This window comes from Haemophilus haemolyticus, from assembly GCF_003490935.1.
GTDB lineage: Bacteria > Pseudomonadota > Gammaproteobacteria > Enterobacterales > Pasteurellaceae > Haemophilus > Haemophilus haemolyticus_M.
The window spans coordinates 81,142-100,910 of record NZ_QQGD01000006.1; the positions used below are offsets into that span (position 1 = coordinate 81,142).

23 protein-coding genes and 1 tRNA gene are annotated in these 19,769 nt (G+C 37.7%); 7 read left to right on the forward strand and 17 right to left on the reverse strand.

What is annotated here, in order from left to right; genetic code table 11:
* Window positions 1-12: 12 nt before the first annotated feature.
* Window positions 13-444: a CidA/LrgA family protein gene (locus tag DV417_RS07805; protein WP_118879294.1), complete on the reverse strand. Its 432-nt coding sequence runs from the start codon at window positions 442-444 to the stop codon at window positions 13-15.
* 119 nt (window positions 445-563) lie between these two features.
* Here DV417_RS07805 and DV417_RS07810 point away from each other — a divergent pair, with 119 nt between their 5' ends.
* The 5 genes from DV417_RS07810 to queF are packed head-to-tail and all read left to right on the forward strand — an operon-like array spanning window position 564 to window position 4,294.
* Entirely contained in the window at window positions 564-1,058 is a 495-nt protein-coding gene (locus tag DV417_RS07810) for a thermonuclease family protein (protein ID WP_005628640.1), read from the forward strand.
* Window positions 1,048-2,247 (forward strand): cysteine desulfurase, encoded by a 1,200-nt coding sequence (locus DV417_RS07815; RefSeq protein WP_118879295.1) that lies wholly within the window; start codon window positions 1,048-1,050, stop codon window positions 2,245-2,247. The genes DV417_RS07810 and DV417_RS07815 overlap by 11 nt, the downstream gene beginning before the upstream one ends.
* Window positions 2,244-2,624 carry a SufE family protein gene (locus tag DV417_RS07820; protein ID WP_118808551.1) on the forward strand — a complete coding sequence of 127 codons (381 nt, stop codon included), beginning with the start codon at window positions 2,244-2,246 and terminating at the stop codon, window positions 2,622-2,624. Before DV417_RS07815 ends, DV417_RS07820 begins: the two co-directional genes overlap by 4 nt.
* Window positions 2,615-3,400 (forward strand): Zn-ribbon-containing protein, encoded by a 786-nt coding sequence (locus tag DV417_RS07825; protein ID WP_118879296.1) that lies wholly within the window; start codon window positions 2,615-2,617, stop codon window positions 3,398-3,400. Before DV417_RS07820 ends, DV417_RS07825 begins: the two co-directional genes overlap by 10 nt.
* Window positions 3,401-3,454: 54 nt before the next feature.
* A complete protein-coding gene (gene queF / locus DV417_RS07830) occupies window positions 3,455-4,294 on the forward strand; it encodes an NADPH-dependent 7-cyano-7-deazaguanine reductase QueF (protein WP_118879297.1) in 840 nt (279 codons plus the stop codon).
* Window positions 4,295-4,329: 35 nt separating this feature from the next.
* On the opposite strand, the gene tyrA is transcribed toward queF, so the two are convergent.
* The 9 genes from tyrA to DV417_RS07875 all read right to left on the reverse strand — a co-directional run bounded on the left by tyrA (window position 4,330) and on the right by DV417_RS07875 (window position 12,792).
* Window positions 4,330-5,454: a bifunctional chorismate mutase/prephenate dehydrogenase gene (gene tyrA, locus DV417_RS07835; protein ID WP_192878572.1), complete on the reverse strand. Its 1,125-nt coding sequence runs from the start codon at window positions 5,452-5,454 to the stop codon at window positions 4,330-4,332.
* An 89-nt stretch (window positions 5,455-5,543) separates the two neighbouring features.
* Window positions 5,544-6,464: a tRNA pseudouridine(55) synthase TruB gene (gene truB / locus DV417_RS07840; protein ID WP_118879299.1), complete on the reverse strand. Its 921-nt coding sequence runs from the start codon at window positions 6,462-6,464 to the stop codon at window positions 5,544-5,546.
* Window positions 6,464-6,850, reverse strand: a complete 387-nt coding sequence (gene rbfA, locus DV417_RS07845; protein WP_005628626.1) for a 30S ribosome-binding factor RbfA — start codon at window positions 6,848-6,850, stop codon at window positions 6,464-6,466. Before rbfA ends, truB begins: the two co-directional genes overlap by 1 nt.
* Window positions 6,851-7,062: 212 nt before the next feature.
* Entirely contained in the window at window positions 7,063-9,597 is a 2,535-nt protein-coding gene (infB, locus tag DV417_RS07850) for a translation initiation factor IF-2 (protein ID WP_118879300.1), read from the reverse strand.
* Window positions 9,598-9,608: 11 nt separating this feature from the next.
* Window positions 9,609-11,096 carry a transcription termination factor NusA gene (gene nusA / locus DV417_RS07855; protein ID WP_118879301.1) on the reverse strand — a complete coding sequence of 496 codons (1,488 nt, stop codon included), beginning with the start codon at window positions 11,094-11,096 and terminating at the stop codon, window positions 9,609-9,611.
* A 17-nt stretch (window positions 11,097-11,113) separates the two neighbouring features.
* Window positions 11,114-11,569 carry a ribosome maturation factor RimP gene (gene rimP / locus DV417_RS07860; protein WP_118879302.1) on the reverse strand — a complete coding sequence of 152 codons (456 nt, stop codon included), beginning with the start codon at window positions 11,567-11,569 and terminating at the stop codon, window positions 11,114-11,116.
* 186 nt (window positions 11,570-11,755) lie between these two features.
* Window positions 11,756-11,832 (reverse strand) — tRNA-Met (locus DV417_RS07865).
* 103 nt (window positions 11,833-11,935) lie between these two features.
* Window positions 11,936-12,073, reverse strand: coding sequence for a hypothetical protein (locus DV417_RS07870; protein WP_009500549.1), 138 nt, complete (start codon window positions 12,071-12,073; stop codon window positions 11,936-11,938).
* A gap of 2 nt (window positions 12,074-12,075) precedes the next feature.
* Window positions 12,076-12,792, reverse strand: coding sequence for a BUD32 family EKC/KEOPS complex subunit (locus tag DV417_RS07875; RefSeq protein WP_005631619.1), 717 nt, complete (start codon window positions 12,790-12,792; stop codon window positions 12,076-12,078).
* Between the two features lie 79 nt (window positions 12,793-12,871).
* On the opposite strand from DV417_RS07875, the gene DV417_RS07880 reads away from it, so the two are divergent.
* Window positions 12,872-13,441 carry a YceB family lipoprotein gene (locus tag DV417_RS07880; protein ID WP_065249560.1) on the forward strand — a complete coding sequence of 190 codons (570 nt, stop codon included), beginning with the start codon at window positions 12,872-12,874 and terminating at the stop codon, window positions 13,439-13,441.
* Window positions 13,442-13,553: 112 nt separating this feature from the next.
* On the opposite strand, the gene fabA is transcribed toward DV417_RS07880, so the two are convergent.
* On the reverse strand, window positions 13,554-14,087 hold the full coding sequence (gene fabA / locus DV417_RS07885) for a bifunctional 3-hydroxydecanoyl-ACP dehydratase/trans-2-decenoyl-ACP isomerase (RefSeq protein WP_005637872.1): 534 nt from the start codon (window positions 14,085-14,087) through the stop codon (window positions 13,554-13,556).
* Between the two features lie 169 nt (window positions 14,088-14,256).
* Window positions 14,257-16,032 (reverse strand): AAA family ATPase, encoded by a 1,776-nt coding sequence (locus DV417_RS07890; RefSeq protein ID WP_192878573.1) that lies wholly within the window; start codon window positions 16,030-16,032, stop codon window positions 14,257-14,259.
* Between the two features lie 126 nt (window positions 16,033-16,158).
* On the opposite strand from DV417_RS07890, the gene matP reads away from it, so the two are divergent.
* Window positions 16,159-16,605 (forward strand): macrodomain Ter protein MatP, encoded by a 447-nt coding sequence (gene matP, locus DV417_RS07895; RefSeq protein ID WP_112084105.1) that lies wholly within the window; start codon window positions 16,159-16,161, stop codon window positions 16,603-16,605.
* 68 nt (window positions 16,606-16,673) lie between these two features.
* On the opposite strand, the gene cspD is transcribed toward matP, so the two are convergent.
* The 5 genes from cspD to thiI form a co-directional block, all read right to left on the reverse strand.
* Complete coding sequence (gene cspD / locus DV417_RS07900) at window positions 16,674-16,892, reverse strand: cold shock domain-containing protein CspD (RefSeq protein ID WP_005628872.1); 219 nt, start codon at window positions 16,890-16,892, stop codon at window positions 16,674-16,676.
* Window positions 16,893-17,036: 144 nt separating this feature from the next.
* Window positions 17,037-17,195 carry a YoaH family protein gene (locus DV417_RS07905; protein ID WP_118879304.1) on the reverse strand — a complete coding sequence of 53 codons (159 nt, stop codon included), beginning with the start codon at window positions 17,193-17,195 and terminating at the stop codon, window positions 17,037-17,039.
* The gene (gene truC, locus DV417_RS07910) at window positions 17,188-17,907 is read right to left on the reverse strand and encodes a tRNA pseudouridine(65) synthase TruC (protein WP_118879305.1); all 720 of its coding nucleotides are present in this window, start codon (window positions 17,905-17,907) and stop codon (window positions 17,188-17,190) included. Before truC ends, DV417_RS07905 begins: the two co-directional genes overlap by 8 nt.
* On the reverse strand, window positions 17,901-18,221 hold the full coding sequence (locus tag DV417_RS07915) for a YqcC family protein (protein WP_053465572.1): 321 nt from the start codon (window positions 18,219-18,221) through the stop codon (window positions 17,901-17,903). The genes truC and DV417_RS07915 overlap by 7 nt, the downstream gene beginning before the upstream one ends.
* A gap of 14 nt (window positions 18,222-18,235) precedes the next feature.
* Complete coding sequence (thiI, locus tag DV417_RS07920) at window positions 18,236-19,693, reverse strand: tRNA uracil 4-sulfurtransferase ThiI (protein WP_118879306.1); 1,458 nt, start codon at window positions 19,691-19,693, stop codon at window positions 18,236-18,238.
* Window positions 19,694-19,769 lie beyond the last annotated feature (76 nt).

The following is a 19,769-nucleotide window of genomic DNA, read 5'->3' on the forward strand; positions in this document are numbered from 1 at the left end:
TTTCCCACTATATTAAGCTGATTCATTCATTTGTTTAGCTTGGCTCTCACGGCGTTTAATCACTTTTTTACGTTTATGTGTAAAAGATTGTAAATGGAATAAATGATTCCCTAACAAGCCCATGATGACCAAAGTTACGCAAGTGCTGACAACATTAGGAATCAGTAAAATATTCACTTGTTCTATTAATAAATCTGAATATTTAATGATTCCAACGCTCACTGGCACAAAAAGCACCGCCATAAAACGAATTAATAAGCTCGCGCCTAAATAAATCCAATCTAAATGAATTAATCGTGTCGTTAAACCTAAAAAGAGCAATAACAATCCCCAAATACTCCCAGGTACACCGGCCGGCACATAATGAGCGATAAGATTTCCGAGATATAACATAATGTATAAAATGACCAACGAACGGACCAATAAAAATGATTTTTGAATCATATACAACCTTTTTTTTCAACTTTTCTCACAATGTTTCAAAATTATTTTACGCTTTTTTTTTCTGAATTGACCAGTTTTTTTCGGTAAAATAACTAGACTTAGATCAAGAACCTTGCAAAATGATAAATCGAAAATCGCTATTTGCTATTCTATTACTAATTTTTACCGCACTTTCGGCGTGCTCTAGTGAAGAAAATACTTGCCGTGTCGTTGGCATTAGTGACGGCGATACACTTACCTGCCTTGCTAAAAATAATCGACAAATCAAAGTGCGGCTAGCTGAAATTGATGCACCAGAGAAAAAACAAGCTTTTGGACAAAAATCTAAAAAAGCGTTGTCTGATATGGTCTATCTTCGTGATGTGCGTCTTTCTTTAAAAGGCCAAGATCGCTATCAACGCACATTGGCGATTGTTTATTATCAAGATAAAAATATTAATTTAGAAATGGTTAAACAAGGTATGGCATGGGCCTATAAGCAATATTCCCATGATCCGATTTATCTTCAAGCACAAGAAAATGCACAAGCCAAACGAATTGGTCTTTGGGCGGACAATAATCCGATTGAACCAAGTCAATGGCGCAGACAAGAGAAAAATCAATATGGCTTTTGATTATCAAACTTTCCGTCAAGAATTTCCCTATTTCCAACGTGAAGATGCGGTTGTTTATTTAGATAACGCCGCCACTGCGTTGAAACCTCAAGTGTTAATTGATCGCACTGTCGAATTTTATGCTTCTGCGGGTTCGGTGCATCGCAGCCAATATGAGGCGGCCCAAACTGCGCAATATGAACAGGCTCGTACACAAGTTAAAGAATGGGTTAATGCTGAAGATAAACGCGCTGTTATTTGGACTTCGGGTACAACTCACGCAATTAACTTAGTGGCAAATGGATTGCTGCCGCAATTAAACGCAGAAGATGAAATTCTGATTAGCCAAGCAGATCATCATGCTAATTTTGTCACTTGGCACGAAACGGCGAAAAAGTGCGGTGCAAAAATTCGAGTTTTACCGATTTTAGATAATTGGCTAATTGATGAAAATGCGCTTATATCAGCCCTTTCTGAAAAAACAAAACTCGTTGCGCTGAATTTTGTTTCAAATGTCACGGGCACAGAACAGCCGATTAAACGTCTGATTCAACTTATTAGAAAACATAGTCATGCGTTGGTTTTAGTGGATGCTGCACAAGCGATTAGTCATATTAAAATCGATTTACAAGATTTAGATGCTGATTTCCTCGCATTTTCTGCCCATAAAATTTATGGCCCAAATGGGCTTGGCGTTTTAACAGGAAAATTGACCGCACTTTCTCAACTTCAACCGCTCTTTTTCGGTGGAAAAATGGTTGATCGTGTATCAAATGATCGTATTACTTTTGCCGAATTACCTTATCGTTTAGAAGCAGGCACACCCAATATTGCTGGGGTTATTGGCTTTAATGCCATACTGAATTGGCTACAAAAATGGGATTTTACCGCAGCAGAACAGCATGCTATATCTTTGGCTGAATCCGTCAAAGTGCGGTTAAAATCTTACGAGAATTGCAGATTATTCAATTCTCCTCAACCAAGCACTGTCGTTTGCTTTGTATTTGACGGCATTGACTGTTCCGATCTTTCAACGCTCTTAAGCGAACAAAATATTGCGCTTCGTGTGGGAGAACATTGTGCCCAGCCTTATTTGGCACGCTTAGGCGAACGTACCACATTGCGCCTGTCTTTTGCTCCTTATAATACACAGGAAGATGCAGAGGCATTTTTTACCGCCTTAGATAAAGCTCTGGATTTATTACAATGATAGAACAATTAAAACAAGCTAAAAATTGGGAAGATCGCTATCGCTTGATTATTCAAGCTGGCAAACATTTATCTCGCCCAAGCGATGATGAACTTGCTCAAATGCAACCTATTACTGGCTGCGAAGCACAAATGTGGTTTCAAATTATGCCTAAAAATGACCGCACTTTTCAATTCAACGGATTTAGCGAAGCCAGAATTATGAATGGCTTGCTTTCAATTTTACTCAATCAAATCAATGGCAAAACAGCGGATGAATTGAATAAATTTGATATTACTGCATTTTTTAGCGAACTCGGCATTTCACAACGTTTAAGCGAAACGCGTTTAAACGGGTTAAACCAAATCGGACAGCAATTAAAAAATTTATGTATTTAATCGAAACCTATTTTCGCCTAACTGCCCTTGAAAATAACATTGAATCACAAAGCCGTTTACTCAATGCCGCGATCGATCAATGGCGGTATAACGGGCAAGTTATCGGACGTGAAATTCCTTTATATTTAGCGGAAGAAGATGGTGCGCAAGGCTTTGCTATGCGTGTCATTTGCCCTGAGCAAGATAGTCTTTTCCCGCAAAATAATAACGCAGAAGTAAATCGGGCATTAGAAGAAGCAGAAAAGTGCGGTGTAATTTTTGATGGTTTTCAACTTGTGGGCGATGATTTCAATTCAGATCAAACGGCAGAAAATGCGTCGCCAGCTTGGCAAGTGCTTTACACAACCCATTTACAAAGTTGCTCGCCGATTCATAGCGGAGAAAATTTCGCACCAATTCCGTTGTATAAACAGTTGAAAAATCAACCGCACTTAAGCCAAGATCTGATTAAATGGCAAGAAAATTGGCAAGCCTGTGATCAACTACAAATGAATGGTGCGGTATTAGAACAACAATCTTTGGCAGAAATTTCGGATCATGAAAGCACGCTTTCAAAACACGGACGATATTTAGCTCAAGAAATAGAAAAAGAAACCGGCATACCGACTTACTATTATTTATATCGTGTAGGTGGGCAATCTTTAGAATCTGAAAAATCCCGTTGCTGCCCTTCTTGTGGTGCAAACTGGGGTCTAAAAAACGCGATTTTTGATACTTTTCATTTTAAATGCGATACCTGTCGATTAGTTTCGAATCTATCGTGGAATTTTTTGTAATTAATTTATAAAGTGTCGAAATTTGCAAAACTCGAACACCTAATCGGAGAAAAGATGAATTACCAAGACAACAGCTTAAAATCCTTAAAACTCGGTCAAAAAACGGAATACGCCTCTCAATATGACCGCACGTTATTACAGCCTGTGCCACGTGCGTTAAATCGTGATGGATTGGGCATTACTCAAAACCAACCATTTACTATCGGCGCCGATATTTGGACGGCTTATGAAATCTCGTGGCTCAACGAAAAAGGCTTGCCACAAGTGGCTATCGCAGACATTTATCTGGATTATCAAAGCCAAAATTTGATTGAATCAAAAAGTTTTAAACTTTATTTAAATAGCTTCAACCAAAGCAAATTTGCCGACTTCAATGCTGTTCAACAAACTATGCAACGCGATTTAAGTGAATGTGCGCAAGGTGATGTAAAAGTGCGGTTAAATCCAGTGGCAGTTTATAATTCTCAAAAAATTGATCATTTACAAGGCGATTGTATTGATAAACAAGATATTGAAATTACCAGCTACGAATTTAACGCTGATTGGCTGAAAGATTGCGTATCTGATGAAATTGTCGAAGAAAAATTAGTCAGCCATTTATTGAAATCTAACTGCCTGATTACCAATCAGCCAGACTGGGGAACATTACATATTCATTATGTTGGTAAAAAAATCGATCACGAAAAATTATTGCGTTACGTTGTATCGTTCCGTCAACACAATGAATTCCACGAACAATGCGTTGAACGTATTTTTTGCGATTTAATGCACTACGCAAAACCAGAAAAACTCACTGTTTACGCACGCTATACTCGTCGTGGCGGATTAGATATCAACCCATTCCGTTCTAATTTTGATAATTTACCTGAAAATTTAAGATTGGCGAGACAGTAAAAGAAAAGTGCGGTGAAATTTCACCGCACTTTCCCTTACCCATGCTTCAAATCATTTGCCTGCTGCAATAGCTGACGGCTTTCTTTTAAGAATTGTTCTGAATAATCGCCAAACCAGTCTCGTACCTTATGGAAAGCATCAATAAAACCTTGACGATCATTATCTTCAAAGAAAGTTAAAGCTTCTTCGTAAGTTTGTTTTAGTGTTTCAATTACCGATAAATTTTCTGGCTTATCCATAATAATATCTGCGTAAAGCTCTGCATCTTGCGCAAATAAGCGACCAATCATCGCAAGTTCTAAGCGATAAATAGGGGAAGAAAGCGACAATAAATTAGCAAGATTAACGGGCTGTTTGGAAAGATGTAAACCATTCGCGAAAGTTGAAAAATGGCGCAAGGCTTGTATATAAGTCATATTATGATCGTGTTCTGTGGCATCGATTTGATAAATTTTTGCGCCCCAAATTTGAATTTGCTCAAGTAACCATTCGTAACGATCAGGGAAACGGCCATCACAACGTACAACCACTTGTTTTGCCATACTTGCAATATCTGGCCCAAACATTGGATGTAAACCTAAAACAGCACCAGTATGGATTTCAAGCATTTTCTCTAACGGTTCTCTCTTAACAGAAGTTAAATCTGCAAGCAACATATTTTCCGTTAAATAAGGTTTTAGTCGCTCAATCGTTTCCAAAGTAATATTGATGGGAACGGAAACGATCACAACATCAGCATTTGTTAAAATACTTTCAGCTACCGTCCAATCTTCACGATCTAAAATAGAAATTGGATAGCCAGATGCACGTAAATAACGGGCAAATAAACTACCCAATTTACCATAACCGCCCACGATAACAATTTTGTGAATATCAGGATTGATGGTTTTAAAGCCAAATTGGTTTTCATTGGCATAGGATTCGCGCATAAAACGACGTAGAACATCTTCAATCAAATCGGCTGAAATGCCTGCTTTTTCAGCTTCTAAACGACGCGCTTGGAGCATTGCTATTTCACGATCAGGCGCATAAATAAGTAATCCATGTTGATGTTTAACTTTACCGACTTGAGAAACCAACTCAAGACGTTTAGCAAAAAGTTGGATAAGTTCGCGATCAAGCGAATCAATTTCAGAACGTAAATCCTTTAGGGCTTCCATAAAACTCACCTGAAAAATTTAGTTTACATATATTGTAAAAAATTAATTACAGATGAGATTACTAGAATTTTATAGGAAAGGCAATTAAGTTATGTGGATTGCGTAATTAACCGTTGTGGGCGAATGATATTTCCATCGATCAATGCCACGCCTAAGAATAAATTCTCCGCTGAAAATAACCGCACTTGACCGCTTAATTGCTCGTCGTTAGCAAATTTCACTCGCTGACCAAAACCAATCGCTTTACTCTGCTCTGCATTCAAATGAAAAGCAGGCAATTTACTTACTGCAGTATCGGTTGGTAGTAATAGACGATCTAACTCACTTAATGGAAAACTTTCAGCGAGCAGTTGTAACTCATCGATTGGCATCATTTCCGCTACGGGGTAATCCGCTACGACTGTACGGCGTAACATTGTCACATGCGCGCCACAACCTAGCACTTCACCCAAATCATCTACTAAAGTGCGAATATAAGTGCCTTTTGAACAATGCACTTCTAAGGTTAAATAAGGTGCGTGATATTCAATAAAATTGAGTTCAAAAATCGTTATTGGACGCGCCTCACGCTCAACCGTAATACCTTGACGCGCATATTCATAAAGCGGTTTACCGTTATGTTTTAGTGCAGAAAACATTGTCGGCACTTGTAAAATATCGCCACGAAATTGTTCAAGTGCGGTCAAAATTTGCTGAGTTTCAACATGAACTTCACGAGTTTCCACGACTTGCCCTTCCGCATCGGAAGTATCAGTACGTTCGCCTAATTTTGCTGTAACAAGATAACGCTTATCTGCATCAAGCAAAAATTGTGAAAACTTAGTTGCTTCGCCCAAGCAAATCGGCAACATCCCTGTAGCCAACGGATCGAGCGCGCCAGTATGCCCAGCTTTGTTCGCTTGAAATAAACGCTTTACCTTTTGCATAATGTCATTTGATGACATGCCTTGTGACTTATCCAACAAAAACACACCATCAACATCACGCCAGCGTTTACGAGGTCTAGACATTAGTTGCTTTCCTCAACGTGTTTTTTCTCATCTTCACGCACAACATTTGTCACAAGATTTGACATACGCATCCCTTCCACTAAGGATTGATCGTAAATAAAGCGAATCTCTGGCACGATACGTAAACGCATCGCTTTGCCTAGCAACGAACGAATATAAGGCGATGCTTTTTCTAAGCCCTTCATACCTTGCTCAATTGCCGTTTCATCATGATCGAATAAAAAAGTCACGAAGATTTTTGCGTAAGATAAATCACTCGACACTTCCACATCAGAAACTGTCACCATACCAATACGGGGATCTTTCACTTCGCGTTGTAAAATGACTGCTATTTCTTTTTGTATTTCTTGAGCGACGCGATCGCTACGTTTAAATTCTCTTGCCATAGTTATTCCTTATTTATAAAAGCGCTCCATTCTACTGGAAATCATTGGATTTAGCACGCAAAAATCCCTTTCAGCATGATGCTGTTTGTAAAGAAATTGAATATAACCATAAGAGATACTTTTATCGAAAATAAGCCTTATTTCATAAGGCTGATACAAAAAGAGCGATTAAAAACACTATGATTTTTAACCGCCCTTTGTTTTGTTAAAGGTTAGATTGAACGTTTAACTTCAACTACTTCAAACACCTCGATTTGGTCGCCGACTTTTACATCGTTGTAGTTTTTCACGCCGATACCACATTCCATACCGTTACGAACTTCAGATACATCATCTTTGAAACGACGAAGAGATTCTAATTCCCCTTCAAAGATAACGACGTTGTCACGTAATACACGGATTGGGTTGTTACGTTTCACTACACCTTCGGTCACCATACAACCTGCGATTGCACCAAATTTCGGATGACGGAATACATCACGAACTTCAGCTAAGCCAATAATTTCTTGTTTAAATTCAGGCTCTAACATACCGCTCATTGCTGCTTTAATTTCATTTAACAATTCATAGATGATTGAGTAGTAACGTAAATCAATGTTTTCCGCTTCAATGACACGACGTGCAGATGCATCAGCACGAACGTTAAAGCCAACAATGATAGCATTAGATGCTGCTGCTAAAGTTGCATCAGTTTCAGTAATACCACCTACACCAGAACCAACAACTTTAACTTTTACTTCATTGGTAGAAAGTTCATTTAACGCTTGAACAATCGCTTCTACAGAGCCTTGTACGTCTGCTTTCACAATAACGTTCAATTCAGCCACATCGCCTTCAGACATATTGCTAAACATATTTTCAAGTTTCGCTTTTTGCTGACGAGCTAATTTCACTTCACGGAATTTACCTTGACGATATAACGCCACTTCACGTGCTTTTTTCTCATCACGTACAACGGTTGCTTCATCACCCGCAGCAGGCACGCCTGAAAGACCTAATAATTCAACCGGAATTGAAGGACCAGCTTCATCCACTTCTTTTCCGTTTTCATCACGCATTGCACGCACACGGCCGTATTCAAAACCACAAAGTACGATGTCACCTTTATGTAATGTACCTGATTGAACCAAGATAGTTGCCACAGGGCCACGACCTTTATCCAAGTAAGATTCAATGACTACACCACTTGCCATGCCGTCTTTTACAGCGGTCAATTCAAGTACTTCAGATTGAAGTAAGATTGCATCTAATAACTCATCAACCCCTGTACCTTTCTTCGCTGATACTGGAACGAATTGCACATCACCACCGAATTTTTCAGAAATTACATCATGTTGTAATAATTCTTGCTCAACACGGTCTGGGTTTGCTTCTGGTTTATCGATTTTATTTACTGCAACCACTAAAGGTGCACCCGCTGCTTTTGCGTGTTGAATTGCTTCGATAGTTTGAGGCATCACACCATCATCGGCAGCAACAACAAGAACAACGATATCTGTTGCTTTTGCACCGCGTGCACGCATAGAAGTAAATGCGGCGTGCCCCGGAGTATCCAAGAAGGTGATCATTTTTCCATCATCCATTTCTACGTGATACGCACCGATATGTTGGGTAATACCACCCGCTTCACCTGCAGCAACTTTCGCTTTACGAATATAGTCAAGTAAAGAGGTTTTACCATGGTCAACGTGACCCATGATGGTTACAACTGGCGCACGCGTTACTTTTTCTGCGTTTACATCGCGATCGCCTAATACTGCTTCTTCAAGCTCATTTTCGTTGCGAAGAATTACTTTATGACCAAGTTCTTCCGCTACTAATTGAGCGGTTTCTTGGTCGATAACTTGGTTGATAGTAACCATTTCGCCCATCTTCATCATCGTTTTGATGATTTCAGTCGCTTTTACAGCCATCTTGTTCGCTAATTCAGCAACGGTGATGGTTTCACCAATGACAACATCTGCTTTTACAGCTTGAACTGGTTTAGTAAAGGCTTGTTGAAGTGCGGCACCTTTTTTGCCATTTTTACCTTTACCAAACTTAGCGTCTTTTTGATTTTTACGATTAGATTCGCGCTCGTTTTTCGAGTTTTTGCTATTTTCATCGTCGCGACCGCCTTTTTTCGCTTTCGCTACTTTATTTTTGCCACGGCCACGATTTTCGTTACGACGATCTTCTTCATCTTCAGCTTCAAGTGCATATCTTGAACTTAAGTTGTAATCAGAATAGTCTTCTGAAGAAGATTCATTGTCTGAATCATCTGCTTCAGCGTAACGTTTTGCTTCTTCTGCTGCACGGCGAGCTTGTTCTTCAGCTTTTTGACGAGCTAATTCTTCAGCCTTACGACGAAGTTCAGCCTCTTCTGCTTTACGTTTCTCTTTTTCAGGATCAACAGATTTAGCTTTAGAATCTACCGCACTTTTTGCTGGCTTAGCTGTTTCTACTTTCGCTTTTTCAGCTTTTGCTTTTTCATCAGCTTCTTTCTTAGCTGCCGCTTTTTCAGCTTCTAAACGAGCTTTTTCTTCTGCTGCTTTTTGTTCAGCAATTTTTTTCGCCTCAGCTTCTTGCTGTGCTTTTAATTTTACTTCTTCTTGTTGAGCAATATCAGTTTTTACTGTTCGTTTTTTACGTACTTCTACTTGTACTTCTTTGCTTTTACCGCTAGTTGTGGTACTGCTAACTGTTGTTTTTGTTCTGCGTTGAATGCTTAATTTTTTTGGCGCATCAGCCTTAACATCTTCAGTCATTACTGCTCTCCTTATTCTTCGCCAAACCAACAGATATTACGTGCAGCCATAATTAAATCTGCTGCCTGTTCTGCTGTTAATTCTTCAATATCTGCTAAATCATCTACACCCTGTTCGGCGAGTTCTTCGAGAGTAGTAATTTGTTTTTCAGCTAATTTGAATGCCACATGGCGATTCATACCATCTAAATTCAATAAGCGATCTTCAATATTCGCTTTTTTCAATGCTTCTTCTTCAGCAACTGCTGCAGCTGTAATCGCATTTTTAGCTCGAGTTTGAAGCTCTTCGACAAGATCTTCATCTTCTAAACCATCAATTGCTGTCAATTCATTCATTGGCACATAAGCAATTTCTTCTAAACTTGTGAAGCCTTCTTCTACAAGGATTTGTGCAAATTCTTCATCAAGTTCTAATGCGTTCATAAATAAGTTTAAAACTTTGTTATCTTCTGCTTGATGTTTTGCATTTAAATCATCAGTCGTCATTACGTTTAGTGTCCAACCTGTTAATTGTGTTGCTAAACGCACGTTTTGACCATTACGACCAATTGCTTGCGCAAGATTAGCTGCTTCAACTGCAATATCCATAGAATGATTATCTTCATCAACAATGATAGAAGACACATCAGCTGGTGCCATTGCATTAATCACAAATTGTGCTGGATTATCATCCCAAAGCACGATATCTACGCGCTCACCGCCAAGTTCATTGGTAATGGCTTGAACACGCGCACCACGCATACCCACACAAGCGCCAACAGGGTCAATACGTTTATCGTTTGATTTCACCGCAATTTTAGCGCGAGAACCAGGATCACGAGCCGCACCACGAATTTCAATCATTTCCTCGCCAATTTCAGGCACTTCAATACGGAATAATTCAATCAACATTTCTGGCTTAGAACGTGTCACAAATAATTGTGCAGTTTTGCCTTCAGGATTTACTTTATAAAGTACACCACGAACACGGTCACCTGGACGGAAATTTTCACGTGGCAACATATCTTCACGAGCAATCATCGCTTCTGCTTTATTACCAAGATCTAAGATGATACTGTCACGACTTACTTTTTTCACAGTACCCGTTACAATTTTGCCTTCTTCAGCACGGAACTGATCTACAACTTTTGCACGCTCAGCCTCACGGATTTTAGTGCTGATTACTTGGCGTACAGTTTGCATTGCAATACGATCAAATGCGATAGATTCGATTTGATCTTCTACATAATCGCCTAGTTGAAGATTTGGATCTTCAAATTGTGCCGCTTCTAAAGTGATTTCTTTCGTTGGCACTTTGACTTCATCAACGATTAACCAACGACGGAAAGTATCAAAATCACCTGTTTTTGGGTTGATTGATACACGAATATCTGTTTCGTATTCATATTTTTTCTTAGTAGAAAGCGCAATTGCACTTTCTAACGCTTCAAAAATTTTCTCACGTGGTAATAACTTTTCATTGGATACGGCTTCTGCCGCCAGTAAAATCTCTTTACTCATTTTTTCTTTTGCTCCTTTTAAAATTTTGCAACAACATTCGCTTTTTGAATGTTACCAAAGACTAAAACTTGTTCCTGTCCATCAACGATTAAAGTAACCATATCATTTTCAATACGCTCTAACTTACCTTGCCATTTACGGCGTTCCATCACTGGAATTTGCAAATGCACTGCGATATCTTGCCCAATATAGCGTTCAAATTGCGGTAAGGTAAATAGTGGACGATCTAAACCTGGTGACGACACTTCTAGATTGTATTTATCCGCAATTGGATCTTCCACGTCTAAAATTGCGCTCACTTGACGACTTACATCAGCACAATCATCGACAGTTACGCCACCTTCTTTATCAATAAATAAACGCACAGTCATAAAACGACCTGCGCGTTGACATTCAATGCCCCAAAGTTCACAACCTAAATCCTCTACTGCGTCTTGTAGCATTTCTTGTAAATTTTGTTCTAATGTAGCCAATTTCTACTCCTATACTGTAGTGTCAGTTTTTAGTCAAAATTACTTCTTTTGATTAATCTAAAAACTTCTACAAAAAATTTTAGGCATAAAAAAAGGGTTAGGTTCACAGGAACCTAAGCCCAGTTTTTATTAAATTTCTTATAGAAAAAAACCCCAAAACTGGGGTTCTTTTACTGAACTTATTATTGGTTGCGGGGGCCGGATTTGAACCGACGGCCTTCGGGTTATGAGCCCGACGAGCTACCAAGCTGCTCCACCCCGCGTCCGAAATATGAGGTGCATTATAGTGGTAAAAATTTAAAATGCAAGAAGTTTTACTAAGTTCCTTAAAAACTTTACTAAAACTTACCGCACTTTTCATCATCACTAGAATCGAATACCAGAGCCAATCCCTAGTCCTAATCCAACGCCGTTACTTCCGCCACCAGCGCTGACGCCACCACCTACAGTACAAGCAGCTAATATGCTTGATAATACAATAATAAAAAGTGTTTTCTTCATCATTTTTACTTTATTAATAAAATTTCAAATAATCGATAAACGGCAATTAAGTCTGTCTTTGCAATAGGTTTAAAAGGTAACAAAAGATAGTAAATCCAGCGAAAACGCTGCAAATACATAATCATATTATGCCAATTTTGTACCTCACAATGTGCTTTATAATACAATGCTACTTTTTGAATAAAATCATCTGAAATATCTTCTTCTCGACATAAACTATCAAAGAAAAATAGCATATCTCGAACGATTAACCAATTTTGATTTTGACTACTTGAACGAGATTCAAAATCAAGAAAAGTAACTTTTCCCTTATCCCAAGTAATATCTCGAATAGCAGGACGACCATGCACCAGATTTTTAGTATGTAAATCAATCAAAGCGAGACAAGCGTCATAAATAATCGAAAATTTTTGCTGATCATCTATCTTCTTATCACATAGCCATTGTGATACAGTGGCTCCCGCATCTTCCAAAACAAAAAAATCCTCATCATGATAAGAGACTATTGGAACAGGTGCATTTTTTTCAGCAAGATTTAACAAAGTTTGTAGTTCATTTTTAAAAGATTGCTTCGGATACGGTTTCAATAATAACCAAATCCCTTTCAATTTTTCAGGTTGCTTCAACCAAAATTTCTTGCCTTCATATTGAAAAGGATAAATTCTTTCATCACGATGTGCTATAACTAATTGGTTAACATATTCTTTAAATTCAGGGCTCATTACTACATCACTCCATTGCTATTTGTGGTATATTTATCCACTATTTTTATTTTGCTTTTAACTTAACTAAAAATTAAATATGAAAAAAATTAAATTATTATTTCTTACGTTAACGTCTATTTTAACTTTAACGGTATCCCCTAATATATCGGCTTCACCTTTTTCAATAACTGAATATCAAATTAATCAATATCTACAAGAGAAAGGCGCTATTGCGGATAAATTTGGCTTACCAGGATTATTTTTTCTTGATTATCAAGTAAGAAATTTGAGTACCCAAATTGGGCAAACTAATGATAAACGTGTAGAAATGAGCGGTACTTTAGAGGGTTTATTTCAATTTGGCAATAAAAAATTGCCAGGAAAATTAAATCTGACCTTCGATACAATTCCTTATTATAATCCCGAAGAAGGCGCGGTTTACTTAAAGAAAATGCGTATTTTACGTTGGTCAGGAGAACCACAACAATATATGCAACAAATGCAAACAATCATGCCTTTTTTAAATGAAAATGTCGCTAAATTACTGGAACATATTCCTGTTTATACATTAGATAAAAACAATATGCGTGATGTGCTTATAAAAAAATTTGCTAAAGAAATCCGTATAGAAAAAGGACAACTTTCCTTAGAGACGAGCATGTTCTAATAACATTCGTATGATGTAATTGAACGTTGCTTATTGATAGAAGGATAAAAAAGTGCGGTGAAAATCTAAGAAAAATTTTCACCGCACTTTTGTATGAATTAATAAAGAAAAATTAAAATGCTGAGGTATCTTGGAATAACCCAACTTTTAAATCTGTTGCTGTATAAATAACACGACCATCTACTTCAACTTCACCATCAGCCATTCCCATAACTAGTTTACGATTAATAACTCGTTTCATATGGATTCGGTACACCACTTTTTTAGCCGTCGGCAAAATTTGCCCTGTGAATTTTACTTCGCCAACCCCTAATGCTCGCCCTTTTCCTTTGCCACCAATCCAGCCTAAATAAAACCCAACAAGCTGCCACATAGCATCCAATCCCAAACAACCTGGCATTACTGGATCGCCAATGAAATGACAACCAAAGAACGGCAATTCAGGTTTAATATCAAGTTCAGCTTCAATATACCCTTTACTAAAATCACCTGTTTCCTCATTCATTTCGATAATGCGATCCATCATCAACATGGTCGGTGCGGGTAATTGTGGCCCTTCTTTACCGAATAATTCGCCGCGACCTGACGCAAGCAAATCATCATAAGAATAGCTACTTTTTTTATTAGGTGTACAAGTGTTTTGCATTTTAGGTTCCTTTATATATGATAAATTCAGTTTTAAACTGATATAAAACATTCTAAAGAGAACATAACAAAGTGTAAATAGCTAACACTTGTTCGCAAAACTTGTCGGAGCAGTCACTTTGATATATTATAGAAAAAAGAAAAGTGAACAAATGTTCGCTTTTTATCTATTAAGGACGGAAAAAATTCCAAAAACCTTTTCTTTCTGAATCAGCTCTCCCCTCAATTCGACGTTGAATGAGACGAGATAAAGGCTCATTTTTTTCTGTATAATCTTTGTTTTCATCTAGCAAATCACGATTAAATAATAATTCGCAAGCTTGATAAATATCTTCCACCGGATAAATAAAAAATTCACCATTTTTTACCGCACTTTTCACTTCATCAGACAAACTCAGTTGCTGAATAGTCGTCATTGGGATGATGACACCTTGTTTTCCGGTCAAACCACGACGTTGGCAAATAGTAAAAAAGCCTTCAATCTTATCGTTTACACCACCAACAGAATGAACAAGTCCAAATTGATCAATCGCTCCTGTAATTGCGATATTTTGAGGCAAAGGCAAATCGGACAAAGCGCTTGCTAACACACAGAAAATCGCCAAAGATGCACTATCACCATCAATTTCACCATAAGACTGTTCAAACACTAATGAGGCAGAAAATGGTAATTGCGATGGCAAATCTAATATATTGGAAAGGCAAGCTTGCGCAATCATCATGCCTTTACCATGAATATTTCCAGCGAGTTCATTTTTTCTTTCAACGTCGATCACTTCCCCTTCGCCGAATTGCACAATACAACTAATACGTGAAGGCTCGCCGAAACATACTGGTGTACCAGGATATTCAATCACCGAAAGGCCATTAATTTGCCCAACAATTTCGCCTTGCGTTTCGACATAAACTTGTTCATTTAAAATATCGGCATAAGTTTGTTCTTTTAGGAAACCATATTGCGCCAATTTTTGTTGAAAAATATCCTCAAAATCCTCCGCACTTAATGCTGTTTTTTCAGCAAAAGTTGAGGCATCTTGTAATATTTCTTTCAATTTTAGAGGAGACGCGTTAATTAAAAAGCGATCTTCACTTTCACGAACTAATAATTGATAGAGTTTATTTAACGCCGAAAAATCTAGCTCAATATTTTGCTCTTGAGCCATTTGGTGAACATAACCCGCCCAGTTTTTTTGTTCCCCCACTTCAGCCACAGAAACATAACTTTCAATTTCAGCATAATCGGCGAAAGAATAAAGGTTTTCTTCTAACTCAGCCAAAGTGGCTAATTCGGTACGATTACCAAGTACAATCACTTTTAAGTTCAACGCATAACTTGGTATATCACAAGGTAAATTTTTAAATGGATGAGCTGAATACCAATCAAAAGTTTGGGTTTGCAGAATTTGTTTTAATCGCCCCCATAAATCAAATTGAGATAACAATGTTGCCGCACTTAAAATCAAAACTCCGCCATTAGCTTTATGCACTAATCCTGGCACTAATTGAATATCTTGTGAACTAGGATGAATCCGAAAACTACCAAAAAGCTGGAATTGATCGCAATACAACGCGCTTAACGCCTCCCCTTGACTGGCAAAATTATCATCTAAAGATTTCGCTGGCTCAGTATAAACATGAGGAAAAGAAAAAGAGTCGCCTTGCTCTATCACATAATTCACACCGAAAATTGACCGCACTTTATGATGGTTTTGCGATATAAAGTTTTGTAATAACTCCGCATATTCAACTGGCTCACCTACTTTCATCATCAATAAGGAACGCGTTGGATGGCGTAAAAATAAATCGATAGCCTGTTTGGCATTCGGTTGTAATGCCCAGAAATCCACTGGTTCTAAAGGAAAATCTTGAATGGCCAAATCAGGTTGCAATGCCTGCCAATTTAAAGATTGCTCAATAGCTTGTTGTTGAGAAAATAATGAACTCACGGCTGGTCTCTTTCTAGAAAAATTAGCCACATTATCGCATATTTAATATGCCTTGTGAAAATCCACTAGAAAATCAGCATAAAAACACGTATATTAATGCAGTTACCACGTCACTCAATGAAAAAAATGAAATACCAAAAACTCGAAAATCAAGAAGCAAATTGGAAATGGATTTACCTAATTCGTAAACATCGCGAAGGGGAAAATATCACGCGTTATGAAGAACGCAGTTTACAAGAGGCCAAAGCGCAAGAATTATTAGAATCCCAAAATTATCCAGAAAAAATTGAAGAATGGATTAATAATCATCTTTCTCCAGCCTTACCAATTAAGCTTGATCAAGCCATTCGTGCACGCCGTAAACGCTTTTTTAATGGAGAAAAACAACATACAAAGAAAAAATCCATTGATTTGGAATATGCGGTTTGGCTACGTCTTTCTAAATATTCTCGCAAAATGAAAATGACACTTTCAGAAACAATTACCTATATGATTGACGAAAGAGAAAGCAAAGCGCAATTTGAAAATCAAATGGCAGCAATGAAAACTAGTTTAAAGAATTTATTAAAATAAAAAAGACAAGCTGCAATTCTTGTCTTTTTGAGTTAGGACTAATAGAGAAAAAATTTAGAGTATTCGCATTACTCTTGATTATCCACAAGTGGAATTATTTTCGTGGCATGAGATCCTTTGTCTCCGTGGATAACTTCAAATTGCACCTTTTGACCTGCTTTTAATGAACGGTAACCGTCCATTTCAATCACTGAATAATGTGCAAAAATATCGGCATCCACGCCTTCTGCGGAAATGAAACCAAATCCTTTTGCATTATTGAACCATTTCACAACACCAATTTCCATAAAAGACCTCTCTAGGCTTCGCCTACTAAAACAATAAATCAATAAGACTATCGCCTTATCACCTCGTATGGACGTTATATTCAAATATTTTGATCGGTTATGCAATCAGCAATATTCAAAAATGATAAGTAGATCACAAAAAATTTAATTTTCTGGAGTTTTTTTATCATTTTCATGAATTTCTCGTAGTGCTTTCGCCACTATTTGAATCGCTTCTCCGCTACTAATCCCTTTTGCCATAAGTTCTTGAATTTGTTCAACTGCTTTTTGTTGCTGTTCGTGTGTTAAGTTAATATCAAACATTTTCCCACCCAAATTGATTCATTAATTGATGCCATTGTTCATCTAAACCTGCTGTAATTGTTATTTGCTCTTTCGTTATTGGATGAATAAAAGACAAACTATTAGAATGTAAAAATAATCGAGAACAGCCAAGATGCAAAGTTAACGAACGATTTTGATGCAAATCACCATATTGCGTATCACCTAAAATTGGGTGAAAAATATGTTTCATGTGGCGACGTAATTGGTGTTTTCTACCTGTATGAGGGATTAATTTAACTAAAGAATAACGCGCCGTTTGATAACGCCCAGCAGGATAAGGCATTTCGACTATTTTTAATCCTTCATAATCAGTAATAGCTTCTTGAGGCTCTTTATCTTCTTGAGAAAATTTATCTGCGATTTTATCTAATTGAATTTTTAGTGGATAATCTATCCGCTCTTTTCCCTGTAGATACCCTCGTACTACAGCCAAATAAGATTTCTGAACGCACTTTTGTTCAAACTGTTCACACATTAAATTCGCAATTTCATTGCTTAATGCAAATAACAACACGCCAGATGTCGGTCGATCTAAACGATGAATAGGAAATACATGTTGGCCAATTTGATCTCGCAAGGTTTGCATCACAAATTGAGTTTCGTGAGGATCTAACCAACTGCGATGAACCAACATACCAGCAGGCTTATTCACCGCAACGAGAAACTCATCTTGATATAAAATTTCTAACATTCTTTCTTGTTCAGAAGTTCTTCTAAAGCAACCAAAGGAGTTAATAGTTTTTGTAACTCATCAAATTCCTTCATTGCTTCTTCAATATAAGGAGAAATAGCAATTTTATTTGGTAAAGTAGCACCGCTTTCTAACAATGCCTGCATGCGTGGAATAAATACCCACTGTAGCCACTCTTCGGCAGACATCGTATCAATTGAAAAAGGCTCCTCACTTAAAAAGGCCTCTGCAGCAGGTGGCATCGTTTGCCATAGATTAAGCTGCTGCATGGTAATTTGAAGCTGTTCAAGATGCTGTTTAGTTTGATTACGCATATTTTATGTCCTAATTAATGAATGTTTTTTGCAAATACACGTACATTTGAGAAACCATTTTCTTTCAAATATAAGGCTTGTAATTTGCTCATCACACCACGTTCACAATACAACACGTAATTTTTACTTTGATCAAGGCTACCAAATTGAGAGGAAAGTTTGTAGAACGGCATTTGAATGACTTCATGTGTATCCGATTCAAATGGATTTTCATCTGTTTCTTCTGGGCTACGAATATCCAAAATTACTTCATTTTCACCTAATACAGAAATTGCCTCAACTTCTACCACTTCTTTTTCTGTTTCTTCTGCAATCTGGCGAATATCTAAATATTTCGCATTTTGTACCGCTCTTTCAAGAATCTCAAAATTAAAATGTCCTTCTTCTTCTAGAATCTTTTCACGAACCGCTTTGATTGTAGGATTTTTTGAAATCACTCCACAAAATTCCGGCATAGATTTTGCAATATCGTCAGTGCCAATTTCTTTCGCCATCGCGATAATTTGTTCTTTATCATGCGTAATTAACGGGCGTAATACTAAGGCATCAGCGGCTTCATCAATCAAGCGTAAATTGGTTAAAGTTTGGCTAGAAACTTGCCCTAAAGCCTCCCCTGTCACAATCGCTTCAATATTAAAACGTTGAGCGACTTTACTTGCGGCTCGCACCATCATCCGTTTTAATACGACCCCCATTTGGCCGTTATCGACTTTCTCTAAAATCTCACCGACAACCCCCTCAAAGTTAATCGCAATAAAGCGTACTTTATGTGAAGAGCTATAGCGTTGCCAAATATGATAAGCCATTTGTTTTACGCCAATTTCATGGGCGGCACCGCCAAGATTAAAGAAACAATAATGAACTCGGGAACCACGACGAATCAGCATGTAACTCGATACCCCTGAATCAAATCCCCCAGAAATCAAAGAAAGCACATCCTCTTGCGTCCCAATCGGATAACCGCCAATCCCTGCGTGACGTGCTTTAACTAACATCATTTTGTCATCTTCAATATCAATACGAACAGTCACATCTGGATTTTTCAACCGCACTTTTGCACTTTCAATATGTTGATTTAATCCACCGCCGATATAACGTTCTGCTTCAATCGAACTAAATTTATGTTTCCCCTTACGTTTTACTCTAACGCAAAAGGTTTTGCCTTGAAGTTGTTGAGCGACGTCAGCAAGCGTCAATTCAAAAATATGATGTAAATCGGTAAACGGTTTTTCTTCAACTTCTAAAAAATGATGAATACCAGGAATACGTTGTAATAAGGCGATTAATTCTTCACGATTTTCTTCATTTTTTGACCGCACTTCAATGTAATCCCAGTGACGTACAACCGCGGTTTCTTCGTCATATTTCTGTAAAATATTGCGGATATTAGAGGTTAAAATTTTTGCGAAACGTTTACGAACAGTTTCGCTCTTAATCATAATTTCAGGAAAAAGTTTAACGATAAATTTCATATGAATAGCTTGGGTATTTCTTGGGTATTTAAAGTGGCGAGTATTTTACGCAAAGATAGTGAAAAGTCCACTGGTC

Bases quoted from the DNA above. Each gene is read 5' to 3' on its own strand.
- DV417_RS07805 (WP_118879294.1), bottom strand. From the start codon at position 444: ATGATTCAAAAATCATTTTTATTGGTCCGTTCGTTGGTCATTTTATAC.
- DV417_RS07810 (WP_005628640.1), top strand. From the start codon at position 564: ATGATAAATCGAAAATCGCTATTTGCTATTCTATTACTAATTTTTACC.
- DV417_RS07815 (WP_118879295.1), top strand. From the start codon at position 1,048: ATGGCTTTTGATTATCAAACTTTCCGTCAAGAATTTCCCTATTTCCAA.
- DV417_RS07820 (WP_118808551.1), top strand. From the start codon at position 2,244: ATGATAGAACAATTAAAACAAGCTAAAAATTGGGAAGATCGCTATCGC.
- DV417_RS07825 (WP_118879296.1), top strand. From the start codon at position 2,615: ATGTATTTAATCGAAACCTATTTTCGCCTAACTGCCCTTGAAAATAAC.
- queF (WP_118879297.1), top strand. From the start codon at position 3,455: ATGAATTACCAAGACAACAGCTTAAAATCCTTAAAACTCGGTCAAAAA.
- tyrA (WP_192878572.1), bottom strand. From the start codon at position 5,454: ATGGAAGCCCTAAAGGATTTACGTTCTGAAATTGATTCGCTTGATCGC.
- truB (WP_118879299.1), bottom strand. From the start codon at position 6,464: ATGTCTAGACCTCGTAAACGCTGGCGTGATGTTGATGGTGTGTTTTTG.
- rbfA (WP_005628626.1), bottom strand. From the start codon at position 6,850: ATGGCAAGAGAATTTAAACGTAGCGATCGCGTCGCTCAAGAAATACAA.
- infB (WP_118879300.1), bottom strand. From the start codon at position 9,597: ATGACTGAAGATGTTAAGGCTGATGCGCCAAAAAAATTAAGCATTCAA.
- nusA (WP_118879301.1), bottom strand. From the start codon at position 11,096: ATGAGTAAAGAGATTTTACTGGCGGCAGAAGCCGTATCCAATGAAAAG.
- DV417_RS07870 (WP_009500549.1), bottom strand. From the start codon at position 12,073: ATGATGAAGAAAACACTTTTTATTATTGTATTATCAAGCATATTAGCT.
- DV417_RS07875 (WP_005631619.1), bottom strand. From the start codon at position 12,792: ATGAGCCCTGAATTTAAAGAATATGTTAACCAATTAGTTATAGCACAT.
- DV417_RS07880 (WP_065249560.1), top strand. From the start codon at position 12,872: ATGAAAAAAATTAAATTATTATTTCTTACGTTAACGTCTATTTTAACT.
- fabA (WP_005637872.1), bottom strand. From the start codon at position 14,087: ATGCAAAACACTTGTACACCTAATAAAAAAAGTAGCTATTCTTATGAT.
- matP (WP_112084105.1), top strand. From the start codon at position 16,159: ATGAAATACCAAAAACTCGAAAATCAAGAAGCAAATTGGAAATGGATT.
- cspD (WP_005628872.1), bottom strand. From the start codon at position 16,892: ATGGAAATTGGTGTTGTGAAATGGTTCAATAATGCAAAAGGATTTGGT.
- DV417_RS07905 (WP_118879304.1), bottom strand. From the start codon at position 17,195: ATGTTTGATATTAACTTAACACACGAACAGCAACAAAAAGCAGTTGAA.
- truC (WP_118879305.1), bottom strand. From the start codon at position 17,907: ATGTTAGAAATTTTATATCAAGATGAGTTTCTCGTTGCGGTGAATAAG.
- DV417_RS07915 (WP_053465572.1), bottom strand. From the start codon at position 18,221: ATGCGTAATCAAACTAAACAGCATCTTGAACAGCTTCAAATTACCATG.
- thiI (WP_118879306.1), bottom strand. From the start codon at position 19,693: ATGAAATTTATCGTTAAACTTTTTCCTGAAATTATGATTAAGAGCGAA.